Genomic DNA, 24,573 nt, shown 5'->3' on the forward strand with positions numbered 1-24,573 from the left:
GGACATGCATAAAATGGGTTACGAGAATGTAAGTGAAAAAGGAGCCCAGATTATGAAATTAAAAACTTTTCTATGTGTTTCTTTCCTTTTGGTTACCTTAGGTTTTGCAGCCTATCTCGATTCACCCTACTCATTTATTAATAAAAAGTATGCCTATTCAGCCGATCAACCTGTAATGGCACAGCCTGTAGATGTTGAGCCTTCAAGCGATGTTCCAGTTTTGGAGGAAAAACTCGAGAAAATCGAAAGAGTAGATGACTATATCGTCGAAACGTACCAGGAGTATGAGGTTTATAAAGACAAAGATGGCAATGTATTAAAAAGTGAACCTACTGGAAAAATAGACACGCTACAATACTGGGATAATCAATAACAACACGAAAGACCGCTACCATTAGCGGTCTTTCGTGTTGTCCAGATCTATCAACAACTAATTGTATTATTCAATAATTTCAGCATATCGGCAAAGTCGAACGGGGCCTCTTTCCTAACACATTCTGCAAATTGAGAAACAAGCTTCAATGTTTCGATACTCTGAACTGGATAGTTGCCTGCAGCGCTTTCTGCAGATAACATGACACCATTTGTCCCATCTAATACGCTCTGGAATACATCCATGACTTCCGCTCTTGTTGGTAAAGGGTTATCCACCATTGATTGCAGCATCTGAGTAGCCGTAATTACATAGGTATCCAACCGATTACATTCACTAATCATTGCTTTTTGTAGTAAAGGAATCCATTGGTAGGGCATCTCAACACCGAGGTCACCACGAGCAATCATTACGGCATCAGTCTCCCTGCAGATTTCTTGGAAATTTTGAACTGCTTCAATGGTTTCTATTTTTGCCACTATCTTTGGAGAATGTCCTTGCTGATTTCCAATAAAATTCCGTACTTCTTTGATATGCGATGCCCTACGGACAAATGAGCAAGCAATAAAATCGATTTCTTCCTTTAAAAGGAATTGGATATCTTGTCGATCTTTTTCTGTAATAGCAGGTAAACTTGTAACAACACCTGGAAGATTGACTCCTTTATGGGATGATATTTCACCGCCAGTTTTAACTGTAGTGAAAACTTTAGTTTGTTCTACATCCGTAACAATTAATTCCACAGCTCCATCATTAATCAAAATACGATTTCCTGGTTGAACATCTTTAACTAAATATTCATAATCAACACTTGCTTGTTTCTCGCTTCCTAATACTTGATCAATATGAAGGATAAAGGTCTGTCCCGTTTTGAGAGTAACTTTTTCACCTTCAACTCTACCCAATCGTATTTTTGGACCTTGTAGGTCACCTAACAATTTGATTTGTTTCCCCGTCTCGTCGATAAGTGATTTTATTAATCGAATCACGTTACTATGGCTTTCGTGGGTCCCATGGGAAAAATTCAATCGGGCAATTGTCATTCCATGATTAATTAGTTCAGTGAGCACTTTTTTATCATTACTTGCTGGTCCAATTGTACAGACTCGATCAATCGACATAATATCACCTCAATTTTTATGGTCAAAACTATTGTGCCCTAAGCTTATCCTTGCTCAATAGAGTTTAAAAAAGAAAAACCCATATAAATGGGCATTGTGTTATTATCCATAACAAATATCCCCCAAGGTTACAATTTGTCCGTTGAACTGGATTCACTAGTTCGAACATCAAATGGTACTGGTTGATTTATTCCATAATATAAGCAAAGAGTTACTCAATTATTCAAATAATACAGATAGGATAATAAATTGATTTATTCCATATTTTTCGTTGGACGAATGAATAGGATGAGAGTATAGTAGACTCCATGAGTCTTGTAATAGGAGGACTAATATGTTTGGTATAACCTTACCGCAATCTTTTTTACAAATGAATACTATTTTTATTTCAATCTTAATTGAAGCCTTGCCGTTCGTGACTCTTGGTGTATTAATATCAGGAATCATTCAAATATTTGTTACCGAAGAAATGATTGCAAAAATCATGCCTAAAAATAAAGTTCTAGCAGTAATCTTTGCAAGTTTCTTAGGTATTCTATTTCCTTCATGTGAATGTGGGATTGTTCCAATTGTTAGCAGGCTGGTCTCAAAAGGAGTACCGATATCGGCGGGTATTGCCTTTATGCTGACCGCTCCGATCATCAATCCTGTTGTTTTGTTCGCCACCTTTATTGCGTTCGGCAGCGATTGGAAAATGGCAATTTATCGTGCGATTGGCGCCATAGTTGTAGCTATTTTAGTAGGGACTTTGATCGCTTTTCGATTTAAGGGAAGCCCATTTAAAGAACATCTTCATCATCATCATGCTGTTGGTGGGACATCTACTCCATGGTTTAAAAAAATATGGCAGACCTTGGAACATGCGGTTGAAGAATTTTTCTCCATGGGTAAATATTTAATTATTGGTTCACTAATTGCAGCAGCCGTTCAAACATATATTAAGACATCGACTTTGGTTTCGATTGGTCAAGGACAAGCTTCATCCTCTATCGTGATGATGGCTCTTTCCTTTATTCTTTCGCTTTGTTCTGAAGCTGATGCATTTATTGCATCGTCATTTAGAACGACGTTTTCGACTGGTTCATTATTAGCGTTTCTTGTGTTTGGACCAATGGTAGATATTAAAAATTTAATGATGATGCTTGCAACATTTAAAAAGCGACTTGTATTTATGATTGTTTCTTCCGTTTTCGTTGTTGTATTTGTTTACTCTTTGCTGTTTTAAAGGAGTTGGAACTATGATAAGAAGCTTAATATTAATTGGTTTTACTTATTTAATCTTTCATATGCATCTGACAGGAGATATTAATAAATATATCAACATGAAATATTCTTATCTTTCTGCCACTGCTGGTTATGCTTTACTTGTGTTAACGATTGTCCAAATTATTATGCTGAGCAAAAGCGATTCAAAAGAGGCTTCCTGTGATCATGAACATTGTGGACATAATCATGCGAAAGAAAACAAATGGTATAAAAAGATTTTCATTTATCCGATTTTCGCTTTTCCAATCATTTCAGGATTATTTTTTCCAATTGCAACCCTTGATTCCAATATTGTCAAAGCTAAAGGATTTCATTTTCCCATTTACGATGAAAGTAAAGGTGATTCCTTTATGCAGCAGCAATTTTTACGGCCAGATACGAGTGTGTATTATGGGAAAGAAGATTACGATGTGTTAATGAAGAAGGAAAAGAAAAAGTACGTCAACAAAGAAACGATTATATTAAATGATAAGAATTATTTAAAAGGGATGGAAACAATTTATAACTACCCTGGTGATTTTCTTGGAAAAGATTTCGAGTTTAAAGGGTTCGTTTTCAATGATTCGGAAACTATCAATAAGAACCAGCTGTTTGTCTTCCGATTTGGTGTGATTCATTGTATTGCTGATTCGGGTGTCTTTGGAATGCTCGTCGAAATGCCTGATGGCACGAAATTGAAAGATGATGAATGGGTCACAGTAAAAGGTAAAATATCTACAATCTACTATCAGCCCTTTAAAACAAACATCCCTTATTTAAAAGTAGAAGACTGGTCTACAACTTCTGCTCCTAAAGAAGAATATGTTTTTAGAGGATATTAATATGTAACGGAAAATGACCTATTCAACTGCTGAATAGGTCATTTTTTGATTTAGCTGTTTTCGAAAAAACCGCAGCCTGAATACACTTCGCTTTCCGCGGGCGGCCCGGGGAGCCTCCTCGGCGCAAGCGCCTGTGGGGTCTCCCCAGCCCCGTCCTCCCGCAGGAGTCTTCGTGTATTCAAGCTGCTCAGTACTTCTATAATGTTTTCAACTTATTTCAAGAACAACACATTTTTTAGAAAACAGTCTTTTCATTTAAGTTTCTAAAATGATTGTTTTAATGCTTCAAGGTTTTTTTTCATCACATCTATATAGTCTAACCCTTTTTCTTGTTCTTCTTTAGTTAATCCTTCTAATGGATTTAACACTTCAGTTTTAGCACTGATTTCATTAGCTAATGTTTGAGCCACTTTAGAAGATGTAAGTCCCTCAAAATAAATTACCTTTACGTTTTTCTTCTTCGTCACTTCTGCTAATTCTTTCAATTTACCTAGGGTTGGTTCTACATCTGGGGACAATCCGGCGATTGGGATTTGAGTTAACCCGTATTGTTTTGCTAAATATCCAAAGGCGGCATGTTGTGTTACAAATTCTTTTTTCTTTGCCTTAGCAATTGTCTCTTTGTATAAGTGATCTAAATCAGACAGTTGGGAAATAAAATCCTGTGCATTTTTTTCGTACTGATTTTTATTGTTTGGATCTAGCTTTTCGATAGCCTTAGTAATCGTGTCGACCTCCTGCTGTGCTAACACAGGAGAAAGCCAGACATGAGGGTCTTTTGAAGAGGCATGATCAGAATGATGCTCCTCCTCCTCTGATGCTAATGCATTCATCAATTCAATCCCCTTTGAGGCTTCAACAACAGTTAAATTTGGATCATTAATACTCTTTAATACCTTTTCAGTCCAGCTTTCAAAGTATCGGCTATTGTAGATAAACAAGTCTGCATCTTGAATTTTTGCCATATCTTTTGCTGTTGGCTCCCAATCATGTGGTTCTGCACCGTTCGGTATTAATAGTTCAACATTCGCTGAATTGCCAGCCACTTTTTGGGTGAAATAATACATTGGATAAAATGTGGTGACAATATGTAATTTTTTTGTTCCATCAATAACTTTTTCACCTTTTGTCTGTTCAGCATTAGAACAGCCACTTATTACCAGTAGAAAAATAATTAAAGGACATATAAGTTTTTTCATGATCTATTTCCTCTCCATTTTCATTAATTAGGAATTATTACGATTTAAAACGAATAACTTTTCCATATAATATTAGTTTATTAGATTCAATAAATCGTAATCGTTACGAATTGAATGTTATAACGATTAACTATTAATGTCAATATCAAATTTTATGAAATTATCTCACCAGAGGTGCATATCAATATGATAGGGATGATAGATTTGAGGAGGAATTTTGTTATGACCTATTTAATGAAGCTGCTAAAAGACGTCATATGTATACTATTATTTGGTTTTTTCATGCTTCTTTTTCTTTTTGCAGAGGAAATGAAAGACATCTCCTTTTTTAATAGAATACCAAGTACTTTTTTTAATATAAATACGATTTTCTTAAGTATTATTTTAGAAGCAATTCCTTTTATATTGTTAGGAGTATTTGTATCAGCGATTATCCAAGCATTTGTATCGGAAAATGCGATCCGAAGAGTGTTGCCGCGTAATGCCTATTTAGCCGTCATACCCGCAGCCTTACTTGGAATCATTTTTCCAATCTGTGAGTGTGCGATAATCCCTGTGGTTCGCAGGTTAATAAAGAAAGGCATGCCATCACATGTAGGAGTTGTATTTATGCTTAGTGCTCCTATCTTAAACCCTGTCGTCTATGCATCCACCTTTTTTGCTTTTAAAAGCACACCCTATATTGCCAATGCTAGGATGGTTGTTGGATTTATTAGTTCAATCATCATTGGACTCATCATCTACCGGCGATTTAAAGGGGAAAATATTCTTAAGTTAGCTAATAATGGTGAGCACGATCATCACCATAAACACCAACATAAGAAAGGGAATAAATTTTTAGAAACGTTATATCATGCAAGTGATGAATTATTTGATACAGGTAAATATTTATTCATTGGTGCCTTCCTTGCGAGTTTATTTCAGGCGTTCTTTGACCGCAATGTTCTCTTATCCATTGGGACAAGTACCGGCTTTGCACCAGTGGTAATGATGGGGTTTGCCTACGTCCTTTCTGTGTGTTCTTCAGCAGATGCCTTTGTTGCTTCTTCATTCGGTTCTACCTTTACAGAAGGATCAATCCTTGCTTTCCTAGTCTTCGGACCTATGATTGATATAAAAAACACTTTAATGTTATTTGGTTATTTTAAGAAACGATTTGTACTATTCTTACTTATGGTAACTCCTGTCGTCGTATATTTGTCAGTCTATATTTTTCAACTATTCTTTATATAGGAGATGCATTATGAAGAAGAAAGATGAAATCAATAACTTCCACCATCTTATCAGAGGAATCATTTTAATTGGATTTATGTTGTTTTTATTTAAATTACTTTTAACCGGTAATATCACACTTCTCATTGCACCCAAAATGATTCGTTTTATTTACTTTACCATATTTGTATTGCTCACTTTAGGTGTCCTATTGATAATAAGAGGAACATCAGATCAGAAACATCCTCATCATTGTGATTGTGAAGGCGATCATGCCTACCCAACTTCATTAGGTAAAAGTTTATTTCTTTATTTATTATTTATTATTCCTATCACCACCGGCTTTCTTTTCGCAAATAATGTGCTGGATAGTTCCGTGGCGATGAACAGAACGATTAAAATTGGCGCAAGTTCACATGACGTTAATCAAAACAAGGCAGTTAAAAACAAGACCAAATCAGAACAACCAAAGTCTACTTCTGTTACGGATAATAACAGTCTCCTAGTTAATAACAAAAATAATCTCGATGATCCACCAGAGCCACTAACTGAAACGCAATATAATAAATTAAAGCGAGACATGTTACAGACAAAGAATATTAATTTTAATGATCGATCGTACGTTCCAATGATGACTATCATTCAAGATAATCTGCAAAGTATGATTGGTAAAACTGTCTCCACAAAAGGGTTTGTATATAGAGAAAAGAATTTCATGCAAAATCAAATCATAATTGCTCGATTTGGAATTTCATGTTGTGTTGCAGATGCCACTGTATTTGGAATAATGGCAAAAGGAGATGTAGCTGCCTTACCAAAGGATAAATGGGTGCAAGTAAGTGGTACAATTGATCAAACTAAATATGATGGTGGTACAATCCCTTTTATAAAAATAAAGAAGATTTCAATAATAGCTCCACCAAAGCAGCCCTATGTATTTGATGTTGGTGTAAAGATTGAATAATGACATACAAAATAAGAGACTAGTAGCAAGTCTCTTATTTTGTATAACAAATTACCAGTTTTCTATTTATTACCTGGAGCAGGTTGGTCCACACCTCTTATTCGGTGCTTATGTCCATCGTTTTCGGTTGTATAAAAATCATAATGATGAACATGCATGCCATTCCCTACTGGTATAGCTGGCCCGGAATATGCCTTATAGTGATGGGTATGCCCATTCTCGAAAACAACATAACCTTCTGTATAATGAATATGATTTTGATCCTGAGTCTGAATGGGAGGCGAAGTCACATCTAAACACTGATGAACATGTCCTTGATCAACAGAAGTATAATCAACAGAACCATGATTATGGTGTGGCACAAAGCCTTGAATAAAATCATCCTTACTTACCTTACTCATGCATTCACCTCATTCATTATTTCAAGATTTATTTTATAGATTTTGTTCATTTATTATTTGGGATGCCTTCTTCTGCTGCACAAAACAATCGTAAAACCGATTTTCATGGGAAACCTCCTTTATATGCCATATTATTCATAATATTATTGGATTCACTGAATTATGTTTTAGACAGGAATTCATTTTTTCTTTTCATAAAAGAAGCAATAAAAATAGAACAAAAAAAGAGACTTTCGAAGTCTCTTTTTTTAGCCAAGAAGGAAAAAAGGAAAAATTATTCCGTTTTCTTATCTAATTCTTTCAAAGCATCTGTAAGCTGCTCGTTTAAAGTACCTAATGCTTCTTTATCAAGTGAAGCTGCTTCTGAACCAGCAATGGTTGGGTCCAGGTATTTTTCGATTTTCTCATAGAGGTCTTTGTTATCCTTTTTAACATCGTCTTCAAATGATGACCATTGATCTTCTAATGTTGGCCCCACTTCTTTTACCTTTGCTTGATCGCCACTATCAATTGCTTTTGATAACTCATCCGTAGTTTCTAGCATCTTATTTACCCCATCAGAAACTTTACTATCTGTTGAACCACAACCCGCTAATAGTAATGCACTGCCAAGACCGATTGTTAAAACCATTGACGTTAACTTTTTCATTATAATTTCCAACTTTCACTATAAATTATTGTTAATGATTGCAAGTTTATTATTTTTATATTTTTTGGCTAATAGAAGGATAACTGCTCCAACAACCAGCGCTATTTGAGGAATAGTACTTTCCCATGAAGGGTAGATAGCAAAAAAGTTAATACTTGGGATGTTTTGAGAATTTGTCGTCTGGATGAATCCTGCTAGTTGCAGGCTATGGATTCCCATACCCGTAAACTTAATGCATAGGTAAAATACGATAATACTAGAAACCATAAAGAATGGACGAAGCGGTAATTTCAATCCGACAAATACCATTAAATAAGCAAGAATTCCAAGAATGATTGCTCCAATAAGAAAACCGATAAGTAATGATTGAAGTTTTATTTGGCTTGCCATGCCGATATAGAATAATACTGTTTCTGTCCCTTCGCGAAAGACTGCTAGAAAAGCAAGCACACCTAACGATACAAGTTTACCCGTTGTTAAAGCTGTTTGACTTTTTTCTCGAATATACCGGTTCCAATCAGCAATATTCGATTGGCTATGGAGCCAGTAGCTCATATACAATAACATTACTGCTGCAAAAACACCGGTCCATCCAGCAATTTGAGCATTATTATTACCAAATGCTCCGGAGGAAATGACAAATTTTACAATAATGGCAAGAATCACACTAACTCCTAGACCCGATAATACACCGGACCAAATCCAGCCTTTTCCCTTTCCATCCGCTGATTTTTTTACAAATGACATAAGGGCAATGACTACAAGTAATGCTTCTAACCCTTCACGAATAAGAATCATTGCTGCATCCCAATAAGTGTATTGAGATTTTTCTGCTAAAGGGGTAAGGTATTTGACCATGTTATCGATTGTTTGATTAGCATCCTTATAATTAGGTGGATCAGCCGCAAGCATCGCTTGAATGGTTACTAAATCTCTTTCAGAATCGCTATAGACTGAGGCAGATTGTGCAACCACCACTCCTTCAACGCTTAACCAACTGTTACTCGCCTTTTTAATGCCTTCTAATGCTTTAGCTTGTTCCTGATCCTTTACTTCATTCTTTGTTTCTTGAAGAAGCATGATAAAATCATTTAATGAAATATCTTCCTTCTTAAAACCTGATTCTTTGGGGTAACCACCACTGACTACCTTTTCATTCACAGCCTTTAACCCTTGTAAAGCCTGTAAAACTTGGTCTTGCTTTTTTAAGGTTAAAGCATAGACAACTTTTCCCATATTCGATTCAATATCTCGATAAGCTGTGGCTGAGTCTGCTTTAATCCCTTCTTCAATTTTCCTCCAGGTTTTGTTAAATTGATCATAAGCTTTTTCTGCTGCTGTTAGGTCCCCTTTAGAAGCATATTTGATGGCTTGATCAACTGATTCCTCAGCCTGCTTCATCTCTTCACTTGAATTTCCTGTTGCAAGTACAGGGGTATGAAACCCAATACCGATTAATAAGAGAAGGATAAATATTTTATGTAATATGCTCTTTCTCATTGGATCCTCCTTTTTGGAATCATTCTAATTGAGAATGAATTTCAATATCACCCTATACCTATTGTATTTCTTGTGAAAATGATTGTCAATTAAATATTTTGATTGTTCTCCAAAAAACGTGGTTTTATATTATAGACTTTGGCGGAATTATGGAAAAACAGGTACAAACCTAGAGCCTGTCTTAGTTGTGATACATATACATACAGTACAAAAACACAACAGAGATAGATGGAAGGGGGAGACATCCGCGGATGCAAAAGGAGGAGGTAAAGTCGTATCATGATATTTCATGAATTACCAGCTTCCGAAAGGAGAAAAATTATTCAATGATTTGGTTAACAATCGTATCTTTTTTGCTTACATTAGGATTTATTCTTTGGAGACCCAGAGGAATGAATGAAGCAATTCCTGCCACAATTGGAGCAATTCTTGTCATACTAAGTGGGAGTGTTTCATTATCAGATCTAGGTTTAATTGCGGAAACGATCAGCGGTGCAGCGATTACAATTATGGCAACGATTGTAATGGCTATCGTCTTAGAAAGTTTCGGTTTCTTTAACTGGGTAGCAGAAAAGCTTGCAGAAAAAGCAAAGGGTTCAGGCATCCGATTATTCTGGTATGTCAATCTTTTATGTTTTCTGATGACCCTCTTTTTTAATAATGACGGGAGTATTTTAATCACCACTCCGATATTAGTCATGTTATTAAACAATATGGGCTTAAAAAACCATCAAAAAATACCATATTTACTGTCTGGTGCTTTAATTGCTACTGCGTCAAGTGCTCCAATTGGTGTAAGTAATATTGTCAATCTAATCGCTCTAAAAATCGTCCATATGAGTTTGTATTTGCATACGGCGATGATGTTTGTTCCTGCAACGCTTGGTTTACTAGTGCTGACATGGCTTTTGTTCCTTCGCTTCAAAAGAGTCTTACCGAAAACTGTTCCTACTAAGGTAACTGGTTTGTCACTCCCTTCTTATCATCCACTAAAACCCAGTTCAATGAAGCATGCTTCTGAAAAGGACCGTTCACGGTTTATGCGCAACGTTCTTCTATTTGTATTTGCTGTCCGTGTCAGCCTCTTTGTCGCATCGTTTCTGTCGATTCCAGTCTCACTAATGGCTGTTTTTGGATCGATTATCCTTTTAGGATGGAGATGGGCTTATTTAAAGATACCACCAACCGATATGCTAAAAAAAACGCCGTGGTACATTATCATTTTCGCTTTTAGTATGTATGTAATTATTTACGGCCTCAATAATATCGGTCTTACAGACTGGTTGATTCAATTTATGCGCCCAATGGTATCTGGAAGCCTGCTCCATACAAGTGTGTTAATGGGCGTCCTACTCTCGGTACTGTCAAATATTTTTAATAATCACCCTGCTCTTATGGTAGGAACACTCACGTTGACGAATATGAATTTAGATTTGTTATCCTTAAAAATCGCCTATCTTGCCAACGTCATTGGGAGTGACATGGGGTCATTACTACTTCCAATGGGAACACTGGCCACATTAATGTGGATGCATATCGTAAGAAAAGGAAAAGTAATGATCAGTTGGTGGCAATATATCAAAATCACCATCATAGTTATCCCGCCGGCTACTTTGTTTACGCTTGTTATTCTATATTATTGGGTTTCATGGCTTTTTGGTGGAACACTTCAACAATAAGACAATTGAAAAAAGGAGCAATAAAATGAATATAGATCTATTAGATTTAAGAGATAAATATATTGAGGTTGATATTTCCGGGGGTAGTTTTCACAAGGGGATTCTTATAGATTCTGGATTAGATATCGTTGTAATCTATGATTGCAGGAATAATACATTCCTCTATATCCCATTTGTCCACATTCAACAATTAAAAGAAGTCTTAATAAGTGAAGATACAATTTATGACCCGCCTTCAGAAAAACCAATTACTTCCGATTCAATCTCCTATCGTAAAATATTAATGAGTGCGAAGGGATTGTTCGTCGAGGTTTATGTGACAGGAAATAAATCCATTCATGGCTATTTAACCAGCATAATGAACGATTATTTTGTCTTCCACTCTCATGCTTATAAAACAATGTACATTTCTATGAACCATGTAAAATGGCTCATCCCTTATCCACCAAATACAACGCCCTATTCATTGGAAAATCAAAAACTACCCGGTAAACCAGTATCTGCTACATTATCTAGATCATTTGAAGAGCAGTTAAAAAAATTGGAAAATCAATTAATTATCATTGATGGTGGATATCATGAGGAGAAAATTGGCTTCCTCCAGAAGGTTCATAATAACAAAATGATTCTTATAACAGCTAAAGGGGAAAAAATATATCGGAATCTAGAGCATATTAAAACAATCCAGTTACCATAAAACGGATTTAATAAAGAATTTAACCAACAAATAGAAAGGTGCTATTCATATGAACAAAAAAATGGGCACGAAGAAAAATCCACCCTGTTTTTGCCGACGAGGATGGATTAATCAGTCACTACACTAGGAATATTTTAGACCGTGTTTTAAGGCCACGGTCTTTTTTTTTATTAGACCTACTACCTATTATTAATATATGGATTTTTGCTAACTTTTGTTCAATATTGTAAAAATTTCCATTAATATGTTAAACCATTAAGTAACACAAACTGGTCGAGATGTATTGGATGTAGCCATTTTTTTCGGCTTTTCTCATCAAAATCTAAAATGTATTGGGACTAGTACTAAACAACCATCAATCTCTATAAAATAAATGAATTAATACTTTACAAAAGGTTAACATCGACTCAACTATTTCTTAGTATTTACCGGATAAAATGTAACTATAGCAATTCCTATTCAATGATTCTTTTTAAAATTTCTGATTGGGAGGTAGTTGCATGTCTTATTTTCTTAATTTTCTGTTCCTAGCTTTTATTTCAGCTGCATTTATAAGAATTTTTTATTTCTCATTTTTCAAATCAAGATCAAATAGACATTAAGGGGAATAACCATTCAAAATCCATCTTTTCAACCACATATTTATCCAATCACTTTTTCCATCACCAAAAATTCCGCATCTGTGCTCTTTTACATTTTCTGTACTTCCAATTGACTAATAAACAAAAAAAGAGAAACCCTTTTGGGCTTCCCACAATGAAATCTGTCAAGGTTTGTTCTAATCTAAACTAATAGACACATGTCCTCAAATACTTCGTTCCAATTTTTTGTTTTAGCAAGTGCCTTGCGCTTCTGGATATAGTTTTCTTGGTTCTTGGTGTCTTCTAATTGTTCACAGACATTGATAAATTGGTTCGAGTCATTTGTATCTAAATGAACATAGACAGATTCCTCAGCATATTTTTCCGTTGAAGGTAAATGCATGCCAAGGACAGACTTCCCCGCTGCCAAAAATTCAAATAACTTTAATGGAAATACAGCTTGATTATATTGAGATGATTTGTAAGGCATAATTCCAATATCAATTAAATTCATATATTTTGGAACATCGGAAGGTGCAACACTTCCAGTCCAAAAAACATTACTCTCCGATAATAAATTTTTAAATTCTGGATGATCATTCGTACCATCTGGCCCGACAAATAGAAAAAGCCACTCTCGTTTTTTTTGTGCTACTTCCTTTATTAAATCAAAATCCAGCTTAGGTTTAATTCCTCCGATAAATCCTAAAACCGTTCCGTCAAAATGGTCAGGTAGAATGTTCTCCGTTTGTAATGGATTTGTTGCAAACAAATCGAATTCCACCCCATTTTCAAAGGTAAACACTTTTTCTTCGGAACCTAACTTTTCTACTATTCTTTTACGAAGATATTCTGAGGTGCAAAAAATCACATTTGCTTTTTGAATGATCCGATTTTCTGCTCCTGCTATGATATTCTTTCTAAAATTGGCAAGAATCGAGTTTTTCCCATTGATAGGAGAAGTCCATAAATCACTGCAATCATAAACGACTTTATTCCAAGAAAAGAGTTCAGTAAGTGATGGGAATCCAGGAAATGTATACCATAAATTAACAGTATACTGCTCCTGTTCTTCTTTTAAATATTGTAATAAGGGCTGCACCTTTGTTTTATGAAATACATCAAGATAGCGGCCAAACCGAAATACTTTTTGGGGAAACAAATCTTGGATGGCCCATTGTTTTATTCCATTTGATAATCGTGTATGAGAATTTTCTTTGCGATAGGGTGTTGGACATAACCAGATGACTTCTTTTGTATCTGGATGATTTTGCAGGTATTCTGCAAGCCGATGTCTTCGGTAGCGTAACTGGTCCTGTGCCCACTCTCCTGTTGCCACTAGGATATGTATATTTTTCATTTGTCCCCTCCCCTTTCTAGATTCTTTTAAGTACAGCATGAAAGGCATAATGAGAAAAACACCAAAATGCTTTAAGGACATTTAGCTTTTCAACTCTGCGATACACAAACCAATTCATTTTTGCCGCTTTCCACTTGTTTCTTGATATGGAGGGATTCCCTATCCGATACTCAGCCAAATTTTCATTTAATCCGTAGGCATGGATTCCTTTTTTTAATATTGCTAACCAGGTGGCTAAATCTTGGCGTGTTCGTATATTAGGCATTTGAAAATGGCCTACCATTTGTCGGTCGATCATGACTGTCAAACATCCGATGATCGTATTCTTTAACATATCATCGTACGAAATTTGCTCAGGAGCTGATATTTGTTTGTTCAATCGTACTCCCTCGTTGGTTACGAATTCATATCCGGTAAATGTAAAAGCATAATTGTTGGTTTGCATGAAAGAAAGCTGTTTTTGTAATTTTCCTGGTTTCCAGCAATCATCACTATCAAGAAATGCCACATATCTGCCCTTTGCATACTGCAAAGCTAGATTTCGGGCAACGGCCGCCCCACCATTCTGATTTAAATAAATAACATGAATTCTTTCATCTTCTTTTTCAATACGCTCTAAAATATCTGGTGTATCGTCAGTAGAACAATCATCGACAATAATCATTTCCCAGTTTTGATAGGTTTGCTTTCTTACAGAAGTAATTGTATGTTCGATATACAAACTAGCATTATATGAAGGCGTTATAATCGAGATCAATGGCTGCTGTGGACTCATGTGAAAACCTCCTATTAAAATGACTATTCCCGGAAAACGACGGGGAACACGATCCATAAAAAGCTTAATGTTAGACCTAATAAAATCCCTAATACTGCTCTTTCCTTTGAATTGAAAGCTCTGTTTTCAGTATCGATGGTGTTTATGTCAGCAGGTTTTAATAATTTGGCTGGTTTTATATCATTTAGAGTTGTCTCAAGTTCAATTAAGAGGCGCAACTGGTCAACTTTGGCCTCGGGTGCTACTTGTTCACCCTTTGTTGCTTCAATTTTTTCTTGAATGAATTTTTGTTTTTCTTGGAATTTTTTTTTGTCGATGTCCAGAAAAGCAGTTGTTATCTCGTTTAGCACTTTAGCCGTACTTTCCTCTGAATGATCTGAATACGAAAGTGTTATCAAGTTGTCAGGTCCTGCAGTTACATGTAAATTCGTATAAATTTCCTCAAACCTTTCTTCCCATAAATCCTTCAAATGTAATTCGTAAATCAGGATGTTCGGGTTCGTGAGCATATTAATGACACGTTTAGGATCATTTAGCTCTGGATTATCCTCATAGTTTCCTAAGGTAAGGACTGTATCGAAGGTATAATTTGATTTTGCCTTTCCAACTGGAAGAATCCATCCAATTACACCCAGCAATATCGTTGTTGCTAATAATAGTAGGAAGTATTTGTTCAATCTTTCTTTTAAAATTTGAATCTTATGTCCCATTTAAACCTTGCTCCTTAGTAGGAATTTTCTTCATGATGTTGATATTGTTTGTTCGAAAACACAGAAACCGTACAAATAACAAATCCTAGAAATACCCAATGAAAAAATAGATTACTGACAGAACTCGGACTGATACTAGAAACAATGAATCCGATCAACCCCATCATACACGCTTCAAGTAACCCTTTTTGGTTCCTGTTTCGTTGGACTTTATAAAATCTGTAGAGACTTATGAACAGATAGACATACATGGTGACGTAACCAAGCATTATGATGACTCCAAAATTGCCCATTATTTCAGCGAGCCAATTATGGACTTCAACCACATGGTTTGTTGCATAGACTGACTCGTTTTTTAAATAGTAAGGTACATTGCCTGCCCCCACCCCAAATCCAAAGGTTTCGATCAAGAAGTGAACGGTATTCTTCAGTAGATTTAATCTTGCTACATTAGATGGAAGAATTTCATACCCAGAATAAACAGTAGAAGAGTTAACCACTTTGATTATTTTTGGGATAATTGCAATCGTGCCCACTAGAAAAACCGATGAGCCGATTATAGCTGCCATTCTCTTTAAATAAGCCGGTAGAAGGATATACAGATAAACGGCTAAACCGATCATGACTCCAAGCAGACTTGCCCGTGAATCCGTCAAATAAATGAGATACACACAAATAATCGCAAGAAATAAGCTAGTTGTTTTTAAAAATAGTTGATTACTATTTTTGGTTAAAGATAGATAAAAAAAGAATGATATAGTAAGAAACGTGGCAAAGTCATTTTGATTAAAGAAAACAGATGTTGGAAATGACAGCTTATAAAGTGGAGCCCCATACAAAGTTGATGTCGGCAGCTGAATCTGAGCAAAATGATTTACTAATCCAATCACCATTAACAAGACTGTCATAACCAGCCAAATACCATAAAACAGGAACAAATGATTCATCTTTCTAAAGATAAAGACGGCTAAAAAGACAAACAATAATCCCATGCCCAATAGAATTAACGACTTAATTCCCTCGAAAACTGATTTTGCCCATAGCAGTGATACCGCCCCATAGGCAAACCAAAACAGTAGAAACAAGAGAACACCTTTTACATTTACTTGATTCCAATAATAAGGAAGATTCTTTTCTTTCATTACATGAGAGAAAAAGATCATAGCTGCAACGATTAATACCAAACGATACAAAAATATACTAAAAAAGCCTACATGAATACTTAAAACAGATTGATTCAAAAATGTTGTTATGACTAATAAGGACATCATGCTAGATAATTGGGGTTTATTAATAACGTTCATTTTTATAAGTAAGATTAAAACGATAATTGCCCATACCCCAAGAAAAATTATCATTTCAAACCGCATTTCAACAAGTGAATAGACAATGGCCAATCCTACTAAGAGAAAAGCTGACACACCTGTTGCTTGTTTAACTAGTAGATTACTTTGCATCAAACTTCCTTCTCCTTTTTTAAATTAACCATTTAGTGATAGCGATTGTTTATCCATTGAGAACTGCAGGGTCTCATGTAAACCTTCGTATAGCTTGATAGAAGGCTCCCAATTTAGTATTGCTTTTGTTTCTTCATTGGCAAGAATACTATGTCGAATATCGCCTGGACGATCTTGTTTATAGATTGGGTACAGATTGGAACCAGCTGCTTCCTTCATCGTTTCAAACAGCTCATTGATGGAAATGCATGTTCCAGATGACACTTGAACACAGATATTTTCCTTTGCATGAAGTGCTTTTACATTTGCAGCTGCCACATCTTTAACAAAAATAAAATCTCTCGTTTGCTCTCCATCTCCATAAATAACGGGTGCTCTATTTTCGGTAAGTTGATTGGAAAATATAGCTACAACTCCCCCTTCCCCCTTTGCGTCTTGTCTTGGTCCATATACATTGCTGTAGCGCAAAATACTATATGGCAGTTGATACAGTTCACAAGACATTTTTAAATAATTTTCAACAGATAACTTTGTAAGACCATATGGTGATTCTGGCTGAGTTGGGTGTGAAATGGTGACAGGCAATGAAACCGGGTTTCCATACACTGCTGCAGATGAAGCAAATACAAATTTTTTCACCTTTGATTCAATCGCTGCTTTTATAATGTGCAGCGATCCCTTAATATTTACTTTTTCATCAAATAGAAAGTCCTTTACAGAGGCAGCCACACTTACTTGTGCAGCTTGGTGAATAATATAATCCGGACAAAGAGAAACAATTAATTTAATTACACTAGGATCGGTTATGTCGTGATTATAGGTTTCAATAGGCAGGTGTTCGATGTTTTCTTGTCGACCTGTTGAAAAATTGTCAATTACTGTGACATTGTAATTATTTCGAAGCAATTCCTCCACTATATGGGAGCCAATAAATCCTGCTCCTCCTGTGACAATTACTTTACTCATCCGAAAAACCTCCTATATTGCTTTTGATATGACTGAATTTGTATGAATGGCTGGCCTTCCAACCGAAAGATAGGTAAATCCAAGTTCTTTCATCTTCTCTAAGTCAAAAAGATTTCGCCCATCTATAATCAGAGGCTGGTTCATTAATTGCTTTACTAATGGCAAATCTAATGTTTTTACATCCTGCCAGTCTGTTAAAATCATGCATGCATCTGAATGATCAATCGTTTCATAAATATCCTCTGAATAAGTGCACTGATATCCAATTTGTTTTTTTGCTTCTACAATTGCGATCGGATCATATGCCTTAACGATTGCACCCTGCTCTGTTAAGTAAGGAATAATATCTAGGGCTGGAGAAGACCGAATATCATCTGTATCTGGTTTAAACGCCAATCCTAGAACACTAATCGTTTTTCCTTTTAAGGACCCTAATGCAAGTAATAATTTTTTCACCAGCTGCACCCTTTGCCCTTCATTGGTTTCTATGACTGCTTTGATTAATTTAAAATCGTACCTGCATTCTTCAGCAATGTGCAGAAGTGCAGCGGTATCTTTAGGAAAACAGGATCCGCCAAATCCAACGCCTGCCTGTAAAAATTTATTGCCTATCCGGCTGTCTAGACCAATGCCTGCGGACACTTTGGTCACATCAGCCCCAACGCGTTCGCAAATGTTGGCAATATCATTAATAAATGAAATCTTTGTAGCCAAAAATGCATTGGCAGCATATTTAATGATTTCCGCTGTTTCTAAGGAAGCTTTCACAATATTTGCTGTAAAGGGCTGATGAATTTCCGCAATTATTTGAAAAGCTTTTTCACTTGTGGTGCCAATGACTGCGCGCTCCATATTCATCGTATCCTTGATAGCAGTACCTTCTCTTAAAAATTCGGGATTTGAGACTACGTCAAATGGATGTTTTCCATGGCTGGACTCTCTAATGACTGATTCAATTAATTTTCCAGTGCCGACGGGTACCGTGCTTTTTGTGACGACTACTTTGTAACCATTTAAATTTTCACCAATAGATTTAGCAACTTGCTTTATATAGGTTAAGTCCGCTTTACCTGATGAAGTCATCGGGGTCCCGACTGCAATAAAAATCACTTCAGCATCCTGGATCTCTTGACTGATATTGGCGCTGAATTGAAGTGTTCCTTTCCGAACATTTTTGTGGACCAGTTCTTTTAATCCAGGCTCATAAATTGGCATGATCCCCTGAATGAGATCATTTATTTTTAATTGATTAATATCACAGCAAGTCACCTGGTTTCCTGAATCTGCAAAACAAGTACCTGTAACGAGACCAACATATCCAGTTCCTAAAACAGCAATTTTTTTCATCCTTTTCAATCCTTCCAGTTCTTTAATACTTTCAAAAAAAGACTATATCGTTGAGTAAATGGATTCTATTGTCCGTTGATAGACAGCTTTTAGCAAAACAGCATTGTGATCAACATGAAAGTTTTTTTGAATATTTTCATACAGTTCCTGCTGAACCTGCGTGGTAAAAAGATTTCGATTTAAAACATCGTTTATTCGATTGACCAGGCTTGAAACTGACTTTGTTTCGATTAAAAGCTGACGATGCTCCCCAAATAACTCCGGGACACTTCCCACTGCCGTACTAATCACAGGCACCTTTAGGGCCAGTGCTTCAATGACAACGGTTGGCATTCCTTCTGAATAAGATGGGAGAGCAAACACATCACTAGCAAACAAATAATCTTTTACTCTTTCATTTTCAACCTGCCCTGTTAAGAACAGCCTTCGATTGAATTCAGCATGCTGCCTTAATTTATCTTTAGCTGGTCCATCTCCAACAAACAAAATGGCAACATCATTAGAAAGCCATTGGAGTGAATGAGCGAGTTCAAAAACTCCTTTTGCTTGTGTTAACCTACCAATAAATACAACAATCTTCTTTTCCTCAGGGAGTTGAAGGCGTCTTCTAATTTGGCTTTTGGCTTCATCGGTAGGTTGAAACCGAGTTAGATCGACCCCGATGGGAAGGACCATGCTATTTCTGTCTGTTAACTCCTTGGCTCGTATCTTTAAGCTTTCACCCACTGCTAATACCTGATTTGCAGCAAGGACAGCTTGTTTGAATACTTTTTTGGCACCTGCGCTATAATTGGGATAAATATTTACATCACTACCATGCAATGTTAAAATCCATGGCAGCTTAGTTTGTTCTGCAACAATTCTCGCTGCCCCTCCTGACGGCATGGCAAAATGGGCGTGAATTAAATCGGGCTCTATCTCATAATCAGACATTGTTTTTAAGATGGAAGCAGCAATTCGTTTATCCGGCTGGGCCCATCTAAGTTGGCCCGGAAGTGCTAAATAAGACGGACGGTAGACCGTCACTCCTTTTCGGAGGTACGTTAATGGAATTCTCCTATTAGCACGATATTGCTTTTTTACATATCTGATCAAGGTTGGATGATGCGGCACAGGACAAATCACTGTAACCTCTACGCCTAACCGGATTAATGCTTGAACTTGAGTTTCATGAAAAACACCAAGATCAGGTTTTTCGTCACTAGGATAGACACTTGTAATCCACAAAATTTTCATGATGTTTGCCCTCTTATTTGTTTTTTTACGATCTTTAAGAAAAAATGGGGATACATCTTCCATAAAAGAAAAATATAGACCACTGCACTTATGCCTACTGAAAATATAAGGGGCCAAATGCTTGTTTGATGAAAATAAAGGATAGAAATCTTTTTCAGACAAAAAGCGATCGTAGTTATGAGCAAAGCTAATAGAAATGGAACAGAAATAGTTTTCAAATATTGCCGGAAACGGAGCTGAATTAGCCAGTTTAATAACCATCTTCCAACCAAGAAATTCACAAGGCTTACTCCTGCATAGGTCCAGGCTACAACTTCCAATTTATTCGACATAACTGCTAGCCATAAAGACGCACTATAGACAATGAGGACGGCGGCATCCCAATAAAAAGCAATATTAGCTTTTCCTTTTGCTAAAATAATTGATCCATTTGGATTCATTAAAACCCTAAGAATGCCTACAACTGCCATGATTTGTAAAATAGGAACAGCGTCCAGCCACTTCTCTCCAAAAATAGTTAAGATAAACACATTAGACACGGCCGTGAGACCCATCAAGATGGGAAAGGAAACAAGACTTAACAGCTTTGTCATGTGTAAGAATCCATCTGTTAATAAAACTTGATTTTGGTAACTTTTTGAGAAAACCGGAAAAGCAACTCTGGTAATAATCGGATTAATCTTTAAGACCGGAATGGTCACGATTTGATAGGCAAGATTATAAATACCAAGTGCCTCAGCGCCCATAAATCGTCCGATTAATATCACGTCAATGTTGGAGCCAATTCGATTGACTAACCGTGAGGCTAATTGGTAGGCCCCAAACGCCAAGTATTCCTTGCACTCCGATAAATCAAATACGAATGAGGGCCGCCATTTTTTTTGATAACAGATAAAATAAAGAAGGCCCTTTAATGAATTCAGTACGACTTGTGAAATGACATAGGCATAAATAGGACTAATCGTTAAGATGAGAACGACCATCGTAATGAAAGAGATGATTGTAGTACCCGCTTCAATCGTCCCGAGCAAATTAAAACGTAATTCTTTTTGCAGCAAGTACTGGCATTGCTGCCCGACCGGAGCGATTAAAAACATCACAGCCAATAGTCGAATAAGATCAATTAATTCGCTTCGATGAAAGTACATCGCAATCAGAGGGCTAAAGAGGAATAGGAATACAAACAACCCGATTCCTACCACCACATTAAGCCAAAACAGAGTTGACAATACGCGCGCCGAAACCGCTTCTTTTTGAATCACAGCTGTACCAAAACCAAGATCAAGCACGATCTGGGCAAACACTACAATTGTAGTAATCATGCCGACTAGCCCAAATTCGGATATACTCATTAGTTTGCCAAGTAAGGCAAATTGGATAATTTGGACGGCTGTTATGATAAGAGTAGAAATTCCCGTCCACTTTACTCCTTTATGTAATTGGTTTCTGATGACTGACATATGCTTCCCGCCTTTTTTAACGTGCTCCCGCTCCTGTAAAAATGACTTTAAATGTCTTTAAAATAATTTTCACTTCAAGTGAGAATGTTAAATTTTGTATGTATGCCAGGTCATATTTAAGTTTTTCTCGTGGAGAAATATCATATCCCCCACTAACCTGAGCCAGACCCGTCAGGCCTGGTTTAACAAGCAATCGATTCTCGAATCCCTTTATCTCTTTATTAAATTTTTCTGTAAAGAAGGGTCTTTCGGGTCTTGGACCTACAATTGACATGTCTCCTTTTAAAACAGAGACCAATTGAGGAAGTTCGTCGATACGAGTCTTCCGGATGAATGCTCCCACTTTTGTGATACGAGGATCATTTATCTCTGCCCACTTTGCCCCTCCTTTTTCTGCATCCATTCTCATGGATCGTAACTTCATCATCTTAAATCGTTTGCCATTCTTGCCCATCCGCTCCTGAACATAAATTGGAGAACCTGGTGTTTCAATGACAATAAGGATTGTAAAGAAAAAAACAATTGGGATGGCAATAATTAACCCAACGGTTGCAAGGAAAATGTCATAGGCTCTTTTTAAATAGAGATAATGTTCCACATTCTTTGATAAAGTGAGATTGGATGAAGGGACTATTAGATATTCTTGGTAGTAATTGTAGCTTTTTTCAGTATTCACAAATTTTTCACCCCAAAAGATTTAATATAATGAGACTTGCTAGCTCATACGTAAAGTATAGGTTCATAATTTGAAGTTGCTGTTGAGGAAGGGTGAAGAGTTTGTAAAAGATTTTGAATATTTATTAAGTTTTTAAATACTTTGTAAAGTTTTTTACAAAACATAGGTAGATATAACGATGAAATGAAAAAAACTGCGACAAAAAGAGAATTGGATTTTCCCCTTTTGTCGCAGCTTATTAAATAGAATATTATAAGTTTCTGCTCAAACAACATAAAAACTCCCTCTTGTTTTGACAAGAGGGAGTTGGTTAGGCGATTGATTCTTGATTAGCTAATTTTAAAATTTCTAGAGATTTTATATGGTAGCCTTCGATTTCAAGGACTTTAAATACGTAATTGTCGTATCTAACTTTATCGCCTTCGACGACATCCATTTTTTCTGATAGAATCCATCCACCAATGGTATCCATATCTGAATTTTCGAGATCTAGCCCGAATAAGTCATTAATTTCATCAATAAGGACTTTACCATCAACGATTGTTTGGTTTTCACTAATTTTGTTTATTTCTGGTACTTCGTCTGCATCAAATTCATCACGAATTTCACCGACAATCTCTTCAAGGATATCTTCAACAGTGACTAAACCAGCTGTACCGCCATATTCATCCATTAATATAGCCATATGAACACGTTCTTTTTGCATTTTTACAAGTAAATCGTGAATAGGGATCGATTCAATCACTTGGATTACCGGGCGAATATATTCTTGAATAGAGGATTCAACATTCTTGCCTTTGATATATTCGGTAAAAACTTCTTTCATGTTGACCATACCGACGATGTTATCTTTCTCACCATCAATAACTGGGTACCTTGTATAATTTTCTGTCGTCACAATTTGCAGACATTCATTTAAGGACTGTGAAATGTCAAAGGCTACAATTTCGGTACGAGGTACCATAATTTCATTGGCATTTCGATCATCAAATTCAAAAATATTGTTTACATATTTATATTCTGATTGGTTAATCTCTCCGCTTTTGTAGCTTTCAGAGATGATTAATTGAAGTTCTTCTTCTGAGTGAGCCGCTTCATGCTCCGATGCAGGCTGCAACCCAAAAATTCCTGTAATGAAACGCGCAGAGCCATTTAACGCTTTAATAAAAGGATACATGATTTTGTAAAAGAGGATCATCGGTCTTGCAAACAACAAAGTGACCTCTTCTGCTTTTTGGATCGCAAAAGTCTTTGGTGCTAGTTCCCCTACTACCACATGAATAAATGTTACGGATGCAAATGCAAGGATAAATGAAGTAATACTTGAAACAGATTCAGGCATGTTAAAGTAATTTAATAGCGGGTGAAGAATATGCTCTACCGTTGGTTCTCCTAACCACCCAAGACCTAAAGCTGTAACGGTAATACCTAATTGACATGCAGATAAATATTCATCAAGATTGGTTACAATTGTTTTCGCCGCGATCGCATTCTTGTTCCCTTCACTTACGAGTTGATCAATTCTTGTACCGCGGATTTTAACAATAGCAAATTCATATGCTACAAAAAATCCTGTAAAAGCAATTAAAATTGCTATTATTAATAGATTAGTAATTATCAATGATCTCCTTACTTAATGATTAAGTAAGGATTACACCTCCTGTTTTTTACGTGCTTAAATGATTGATTCTAGCAAAATAGGTATTTAGTTAAATAGTAATAATAATGATTGTGCTAATGTACGGCTTTCTGCCGAAAGTCTGTTAGCAAGCTCTTCTTTTTGTTGTTGATTTAATCTTTGAAGAATCGGTTCCATTACATGAATTTCCTCTTTTAGATGCTGCATAATACTAGCAATCTGTTCAAAATGTTTTTCAGCTTTTTGCCTATCAATGGTATTGTCTGATTTAATCAATTCAATGGAAGACTTTATTTCCTCTAGGGGCATATTCAGATTTTTATAGTGCTCAATCATATTCAAAACCTGAAGACACTCTTCCCCGTACAATCGATAATTAGAATCCGTCCGAATAGGGTTTAGTAAGCCTATTTGGGTGTAATAATCGATTGTCCGTTTAGAAATATTCTTCAATTTTGCTATTTCACCAATACGATAAAACTCC

At 36.1% G+C, this 24,573-nt stretch carries 23 protein-coding genes; 7 read left to right on the forward strand and 16 right to left on the reverse strand.

The genetic code is table 11. The annotated features are described in order from the left end of the window. The first annotated feature begins 52 nt into the window (after positions 1-52). Positions 53-373, forward strand: coding sequence for a hypothetical protein (locus ACJ004_RS05780; protein WP_410891731.1), 321 nt, complete (start codon positions 53-55; stop codon positions 371-373). Between the two features lie 50 nt (positions 374-423). On the opposite strand, the gene ACJ004_RS05785 is transcribed toward ACJ004_RS05780, so the two are convergent. After that, positions 424-1,494 (reverse strand): pyruvate kinase, encoded by a 1,071-nt coding sequence (locus ACJ004_RS05785; RefSeq protein WP_410891732.1) that lies wholly within the window; start codon positions 1,492-1,494, stop codon positions 424-426. A gap of 334 nt (positions 1,495-1,828) precedes the next feature. Between ACJ004_RS05785 and ACJ004_RS05790 the strand changes: the two genes are divergently transcribed. Then, positions 1,829-2,719: a permease gene (locus tag ACJ004_RS05790; RefSeq protein WP_410891733.1), complete on the forward strand. Its 891-nt coding sequence runs from the start codon at positions 1,829-1,831 to the stop codon at positions 2,717-2,719. A gap of 13 nt (positions 2,720-2,732) precedes the next feature. Next, positions 2,733-3,581, forward strand: a complete 849-nt coding sequence (locus ACJ004_RS05795; protein WP_410891734.1) for a TIGR03943 family putative permease subunit — start codon at positions 2,733-2,735, stop codon at positions 3,579-3,581. Between the two features lie 263 nt (positions 3,582-3,844). Here ACJ004_RS05795 and ACJ004_RS05800 read toward each other — a convergent pair whose 3' ends face one another. Further along, positions 3,845-4,780: a metal ABC transporter substrate-binding protein gene (locus tag ACJ004_RS05800; protein ID WP_410891736.1), complete on the reverse strand. Its 936-nt coding sequence runs from the start codon at positions 4,778-4,780 to the stop codon at positions 3,845-3,847. A gap of 222 nt (positions 4,781-5,002) precedes the next feature. Here ACJ004_RS05800 and ACJ004_RS05805 point away from each other — a divergent pair, with 222 nt between their 5' ends. Both ACJ004_RS05805 and ACJ004_RS05810 read left to right on the forward strand, forming a co-directional pair. Next, entirely contained in the window at positions 5,003-6,013 is a 1,011-nt protein-coding gene (locus ACJ004_RS05805; RefSeq protein ID WP_410891737.1) for a permease, read from the forward strand. A 10-nt stretch (positions 6,014-6,023) separates the two neighbouring features. Continuing rightward, the gene (locus tag ACJ004_RS05810) at positions 6,024-6,956 is read left to right on the forward strand and encodes a TIGR03943 family putative permease subunit (protein ID WP_410891739.1); all 933 of its coding nucleotides are present in this window, start codon (positions 6,024-6,026) and stop codon (positions 6,954-6,956) included. A gap of 62 nt (positions 6,957-7,018) precedes the next feature. Here the strand turns inward: ACJ004_RS05810 and ACJ004_RS05815 are convergent, their stop codons facing one another. The 3 genes from ACJ004_RS05815 to ACJ004_RS05825 all read right to left on the reverse strand — a co-directional run bounded on the left by ACJ004_RS05815 (position 7,019) and on the right by ACJ004_RS05825 (position 9,506). Then, positions 7,019-7,357 carry a YmaF family protein gene (locus ACJ004_RS05815; RefSeq protein WP_410891740.1) on the reverse strand — a complete coding sequence of 113 codons (339 nt, stop codon included), beginning with the start codon at positions 7,355-7,357 and terminating at the stop codon, positions 7,019-7,021. A gap of 274 nt (positions 7,358-7,631) precedes the next feature. Then, complete coding sequence (locus tag ACJ004_RS05820; protein ID WP_410891741.1) at positions 7,632-8,006, reverse strand: hypothetical protein; 375 nt, start codon at positions 8,004-8,006, stop codon at positions 7,632-7,634. A gap of 18 nt (positions 8,007-8,024) precedes the next feature. Then, the gene (locus ACJ004_RS05825; RefSeq protein WP_410891743.1) at positions 8,025-9,506 is read right to left on the reverse strand and encodes an FTR1 family iron permease; all 1,482 of its coding nucleotides are present in this window, start codon (positions 9,504-9,506) and stop codon (positions 8,025-8,027) included. Between the two features lie 326 nt (positions 9,507-9,832). Here ACJ004_RS05825 and ACJ004_RS05830 point away from each other — a divergent pair, with 326 nt between their 5' ends. Together ACJ004_RS05830 and ACJ004_RS05835 are read left to right on the forward strand one after the other, a co-directional pair. After that, positions 9,833-11,185 carry an arsenic transporter gene (locus tag ACJ004_RS05830; protein WP_410891744.1) on the forward strand — a complete coding sequence of 451 codons (1,353 nt, stop codon included), beginning with the start codon at positions 9,833-9,835 and terminating at the stop codon, positions 11,183-11,185. A 25-nt stretch (positions 11,186-11,210) separates the two neighbouring features. After that, positions 11,211-11,882 carry a DUF2642 domain-containing protein gene (locus ACJ004_RS05835; protein ID WP_410891745.1) on the forward strand — a complete coding sequence of 224 codons (672 nt, stop codon included), beginning with the start codon at positions 11,211-11,213 and terminating at the stop codon, positions 11,880-11,882. Positions 11,883-12,665: 783 nt separating this feature from the next. On the opposite strand, the gene tuaH is transcribed toward ACJ004_RS05835, so the two are convergent. From tuaH to ACJ004_RS05890, 11 genes are all read right to left on the reverse strand, one after another. Next, positions 12,666-13,823 carry a teichuronic acid biosynthesis protein TuaH gene (tuaH, locus tag ACJ004_RS05840; RefSeq protein WP_410891747.1) on the reverse strand — a complete coding sequence of 386 codons (1,158 nt, stop codon included), beginning with the start codon at positions 13,821-13,823 and terminating at the stop codon, positions 12,666-12,668. Between the two features lie 16 nt (positions 13,824-13,839). Continuing rightward, entirely contained in the window at positions 13,840-14,598 is a 759-nt protein-coding gene (tuaG, locus tag ACJ004_RS05845) for a teichuronic acid biosynthesis protein TuaG (protein WP_410891749.1), read from the reverse strand. A 23-nt stretch (positions 14,599-14,621) separates the two neighbouring features. Beyond that, positions 14,622-15,308, reverse strand: a complete 687-nt coding sequence (locus ACJ004_RS05850) for a hypothetical protein (RefSeq protein ID WP_410891750.1) — start codon at positions 15,306-15,308, stop codon at positions 14,622-14,624. Between the two features lie 14 nt (positions 15,309-15,322). Beyond that, positions 15,323-16,765 carry a teichuronic acid biosynthesis protein TuaE gene (gene tuaE / locus ACJ004_RS05855; protein ID WP_410891752.1) on the reverse strand — a complete coding sequence of 481 codons (1,443 nt, stop codon included), beginning with the start codon at positions 16,763-16,765 and terminating at the stop codon, positions 15,323-15,325. Positions 16,766-16,789: 24 nt separating this feature from the next. Further along, on the reverse strand, positions 16,790-17,731 hold the full coding sequence (locus ACJ004_RS05860; RefSeq protein WP_410891754.1) for an NAD-dependent epimerase/dehydratase family protein: 942 nt from the start codon (positions 17,729-17,731) through the stop codon (positions 16,790-16,792). Positions 17,732-17,743: 12 nt separating this feature from the next. Continuing rightward, on the reverse strand, positions 17,744-19,078 hold the full coding sequence (gene tuaD, locus ACJ004_RS05865; protein ID WP_410891755.1) for a UDP-glucose 6-dehydrogenase TuaD: 1,335 nt from the start codon (positions 19,076-19,078) through the stop codon (positions 17,744-17,746). Positions 19,079-19,120: 42 nt separating this feature from the next. Continuing rightward, positions 19,121-20,314: a teichuronic acid biosynthesis protein TuaC gene (tuaC, locus tag ACJ004_RS05870; protein ID WP_410891757.1), complete on the reverse strand. Its 1,194-nt coding sequence runs from the start codon at positions 20,312-20,314 to the stop codon at positions 19,121-19,123. Beyond that, a complete protein-coding gene (gene tuaB / locus ACJ004_RS05875) occupies positions 20,311-21,774 on the reverse strand; it encodes a teichuronic acid biosynthesis protein TuaB (protein WP_410891759.1) in 1,464 nt (487 codons plus the stop codon). Before tuaB ends, tuaC begins: the two co-directional genes overlap by 4 nt. Before the next feature lie 16 nt (positions 21,775-21,790). After that, positions 21,791-22,450 (reverse strand): sugar transferase, encoded by a 660-nt coding sequence (locus ACJ004_RS05880; RefSeq protein WP_410891760.1) that lies wholly within the window; start codon positions 22,448-22,450, stop codon positions 21,791-21,793. Positions 22,451-22,760: 310 nt separating this feature from the next. After that, positions 22,761-24,071: a hemolysin family protein gene (locus ACJ004_RS05885; protein ID WP_410891761.1), complete on the reverse strand. Its 1,311-nt coding sequence runs from the start codon at positions 24,069-24,071 to the stop codon at positions 22,761-22,763. Between the two features lie 84 nt (positions 24,072-24,155). Next, positions 24,156-24,560 carry a MerR family transcriptional regulator gene (locus ACJ004_RS05890; protein WP_410892130.1) on the reverse strand — a complete coding sequence of 135 codons (405 nt, stop codon included), beginning with the start codon at positions 24,558-24,560 and terminating at the stop codon, positions 24,156-24,158. Positions 24,561-24,573 lie beyond the last annotated feature (13 nt).

The sequence above is a fragment of the Neobacillus sp. 204 genome, from assembly GCF_046562815.1.
Lineage (GTDB): Bacteria > Bacillota > Bacilli > Bacillales > Cytobacillaceae > Neobacillus.

Coding starts and splice junctions, on each gene's coding strand:
- ACJ004_RS05830 (WP_410891744.1), top strand. CDS start 9,833: ATGATTTGGTTAACAATCGTATCTTTTTTGCTTACATTAGGATTTATT.
- ACJ004_RS05815 (WP_410891740.1), bottom strand. CDS start 7,357: ATGAGTAAGGTAAGTAAGGATGATTTTATTCAAGGCTTTGTGCCACAC.
- tuaD (WP_410891755.1), bottom strand. CDS start 19,078: ATGAAAAAAATTGCTGTTTTAGGAACTGGATATGTTGGTCTCGTTACA.
- tuaH (WP_410891747.1), bottom strand. CDS start 13,823: ATGAAAAATATACATATCCTAGTGGCAACAGGAGAGTGGGCACAGGAC.
- ACJ004_RS05780 (WP_410891731.1), top strand. CDS start 53: ATGAAATTAAAAACTTTTCTATGTGTTTCTTTCCTTTTGGTTACCTTA.
- ACJ004_RS05790 (WP_410891733.1), top strand. CDS start 1,829: ATGTTTGGTATAACCTTACCGCAATCTTTTTTACAAATGAATACTATT.
- ACJ004_RS05795 (WP_410891734.1), top strand. CDS start 2,733: ATGATAAGAAGCTTAATATTAATTGGTTTTACTTATTTAATCTTTCAT.
- tuaB (WP_410891759.1), bottom strand. CDS start 21,774: ATGTCAGTCATCAGAAACCAATTACATAAAGGAGTAAAGTGGACGGGA.
- tuaC (WP_410891757.1), bottom strand. CDS start 20,314: ATGAAAATTTTGTGGATTACAAGTGTCTATCCTAGTGACGAAAAACCT.
- ACJ004_RS05785 (WP_410891732.1), bottom strand. CDS start 1,494: ATGTCGATTGATCGAGTCTGTACAATTGGACCAGCAAGTAATGATAAA.
- tuaE (WP_410891752.1), bottom strand. CDS start 16,765: ATGCAAAGTAATCTACTAGTTAAACAAGCAACAGGTGTGTCAGCTTTT.
- ACJ004_RS05800 (WP_410891736.1), bottom strand. CDS start 4,780: ATGAAAAAACTTATATGTCCTTTAATTATTTTTCTACTGGTAATAAGT.
- ACJ004_RS05810 (WP_410891739.1), top strand. CDS start 6,024: ATGAAGAAGAAAGATGAAATCAATAACTTCCACCATCTTATCAGAGGA.
- ACJ004_RS05850 (WP_410891750.1), bottom strand. CDS start 15,308: ATGGGACATAAGATTCAAATTTTAAAAGAAAGATTGAACAAATACTTC.
- ACJ004_RS05805 (WP_410891737.1), top strand. CDS start 5,003: ATGACCTATTTAATGAAGCTGCTAAAAGACGTCATATGTATACTATTA.
- tuaG (WP_410891749.1), bottom strand. CDS start 14,598: ATGAGTCCACAGCAGCCATTGATCTCGATTATAACGCCTTCATATAAT.
- ACJ004_RS05860 (WP_410891754.1), bottom strand. CDS start 17,731: ATGAGTAAAGTAATTGTCACAGGAGGAGCAGGATTTATTGGCTCCCAT.
- ACJ004_RS05820 (WP_410891741.1), bottom strand. CDS start 8,006: ATGAAAAAGTTAACGTCAATGGTTTTAACAATCGGTCTTGGCAGTGCA.
- ACJ004_RS05835 (WP_410891745.1), top strand. CDS start 11,211: ATGAATATAGATCTATTAGATTTAAGAGATAAATATATTGAGGTTGAT.
- ACJ004_RS05825 (WP_410891743.1), bottom strand. CDS start 9,506: ATGAGAAAGAGCATATTACATAAAATATTTATCCTTCTCTTATTAATC.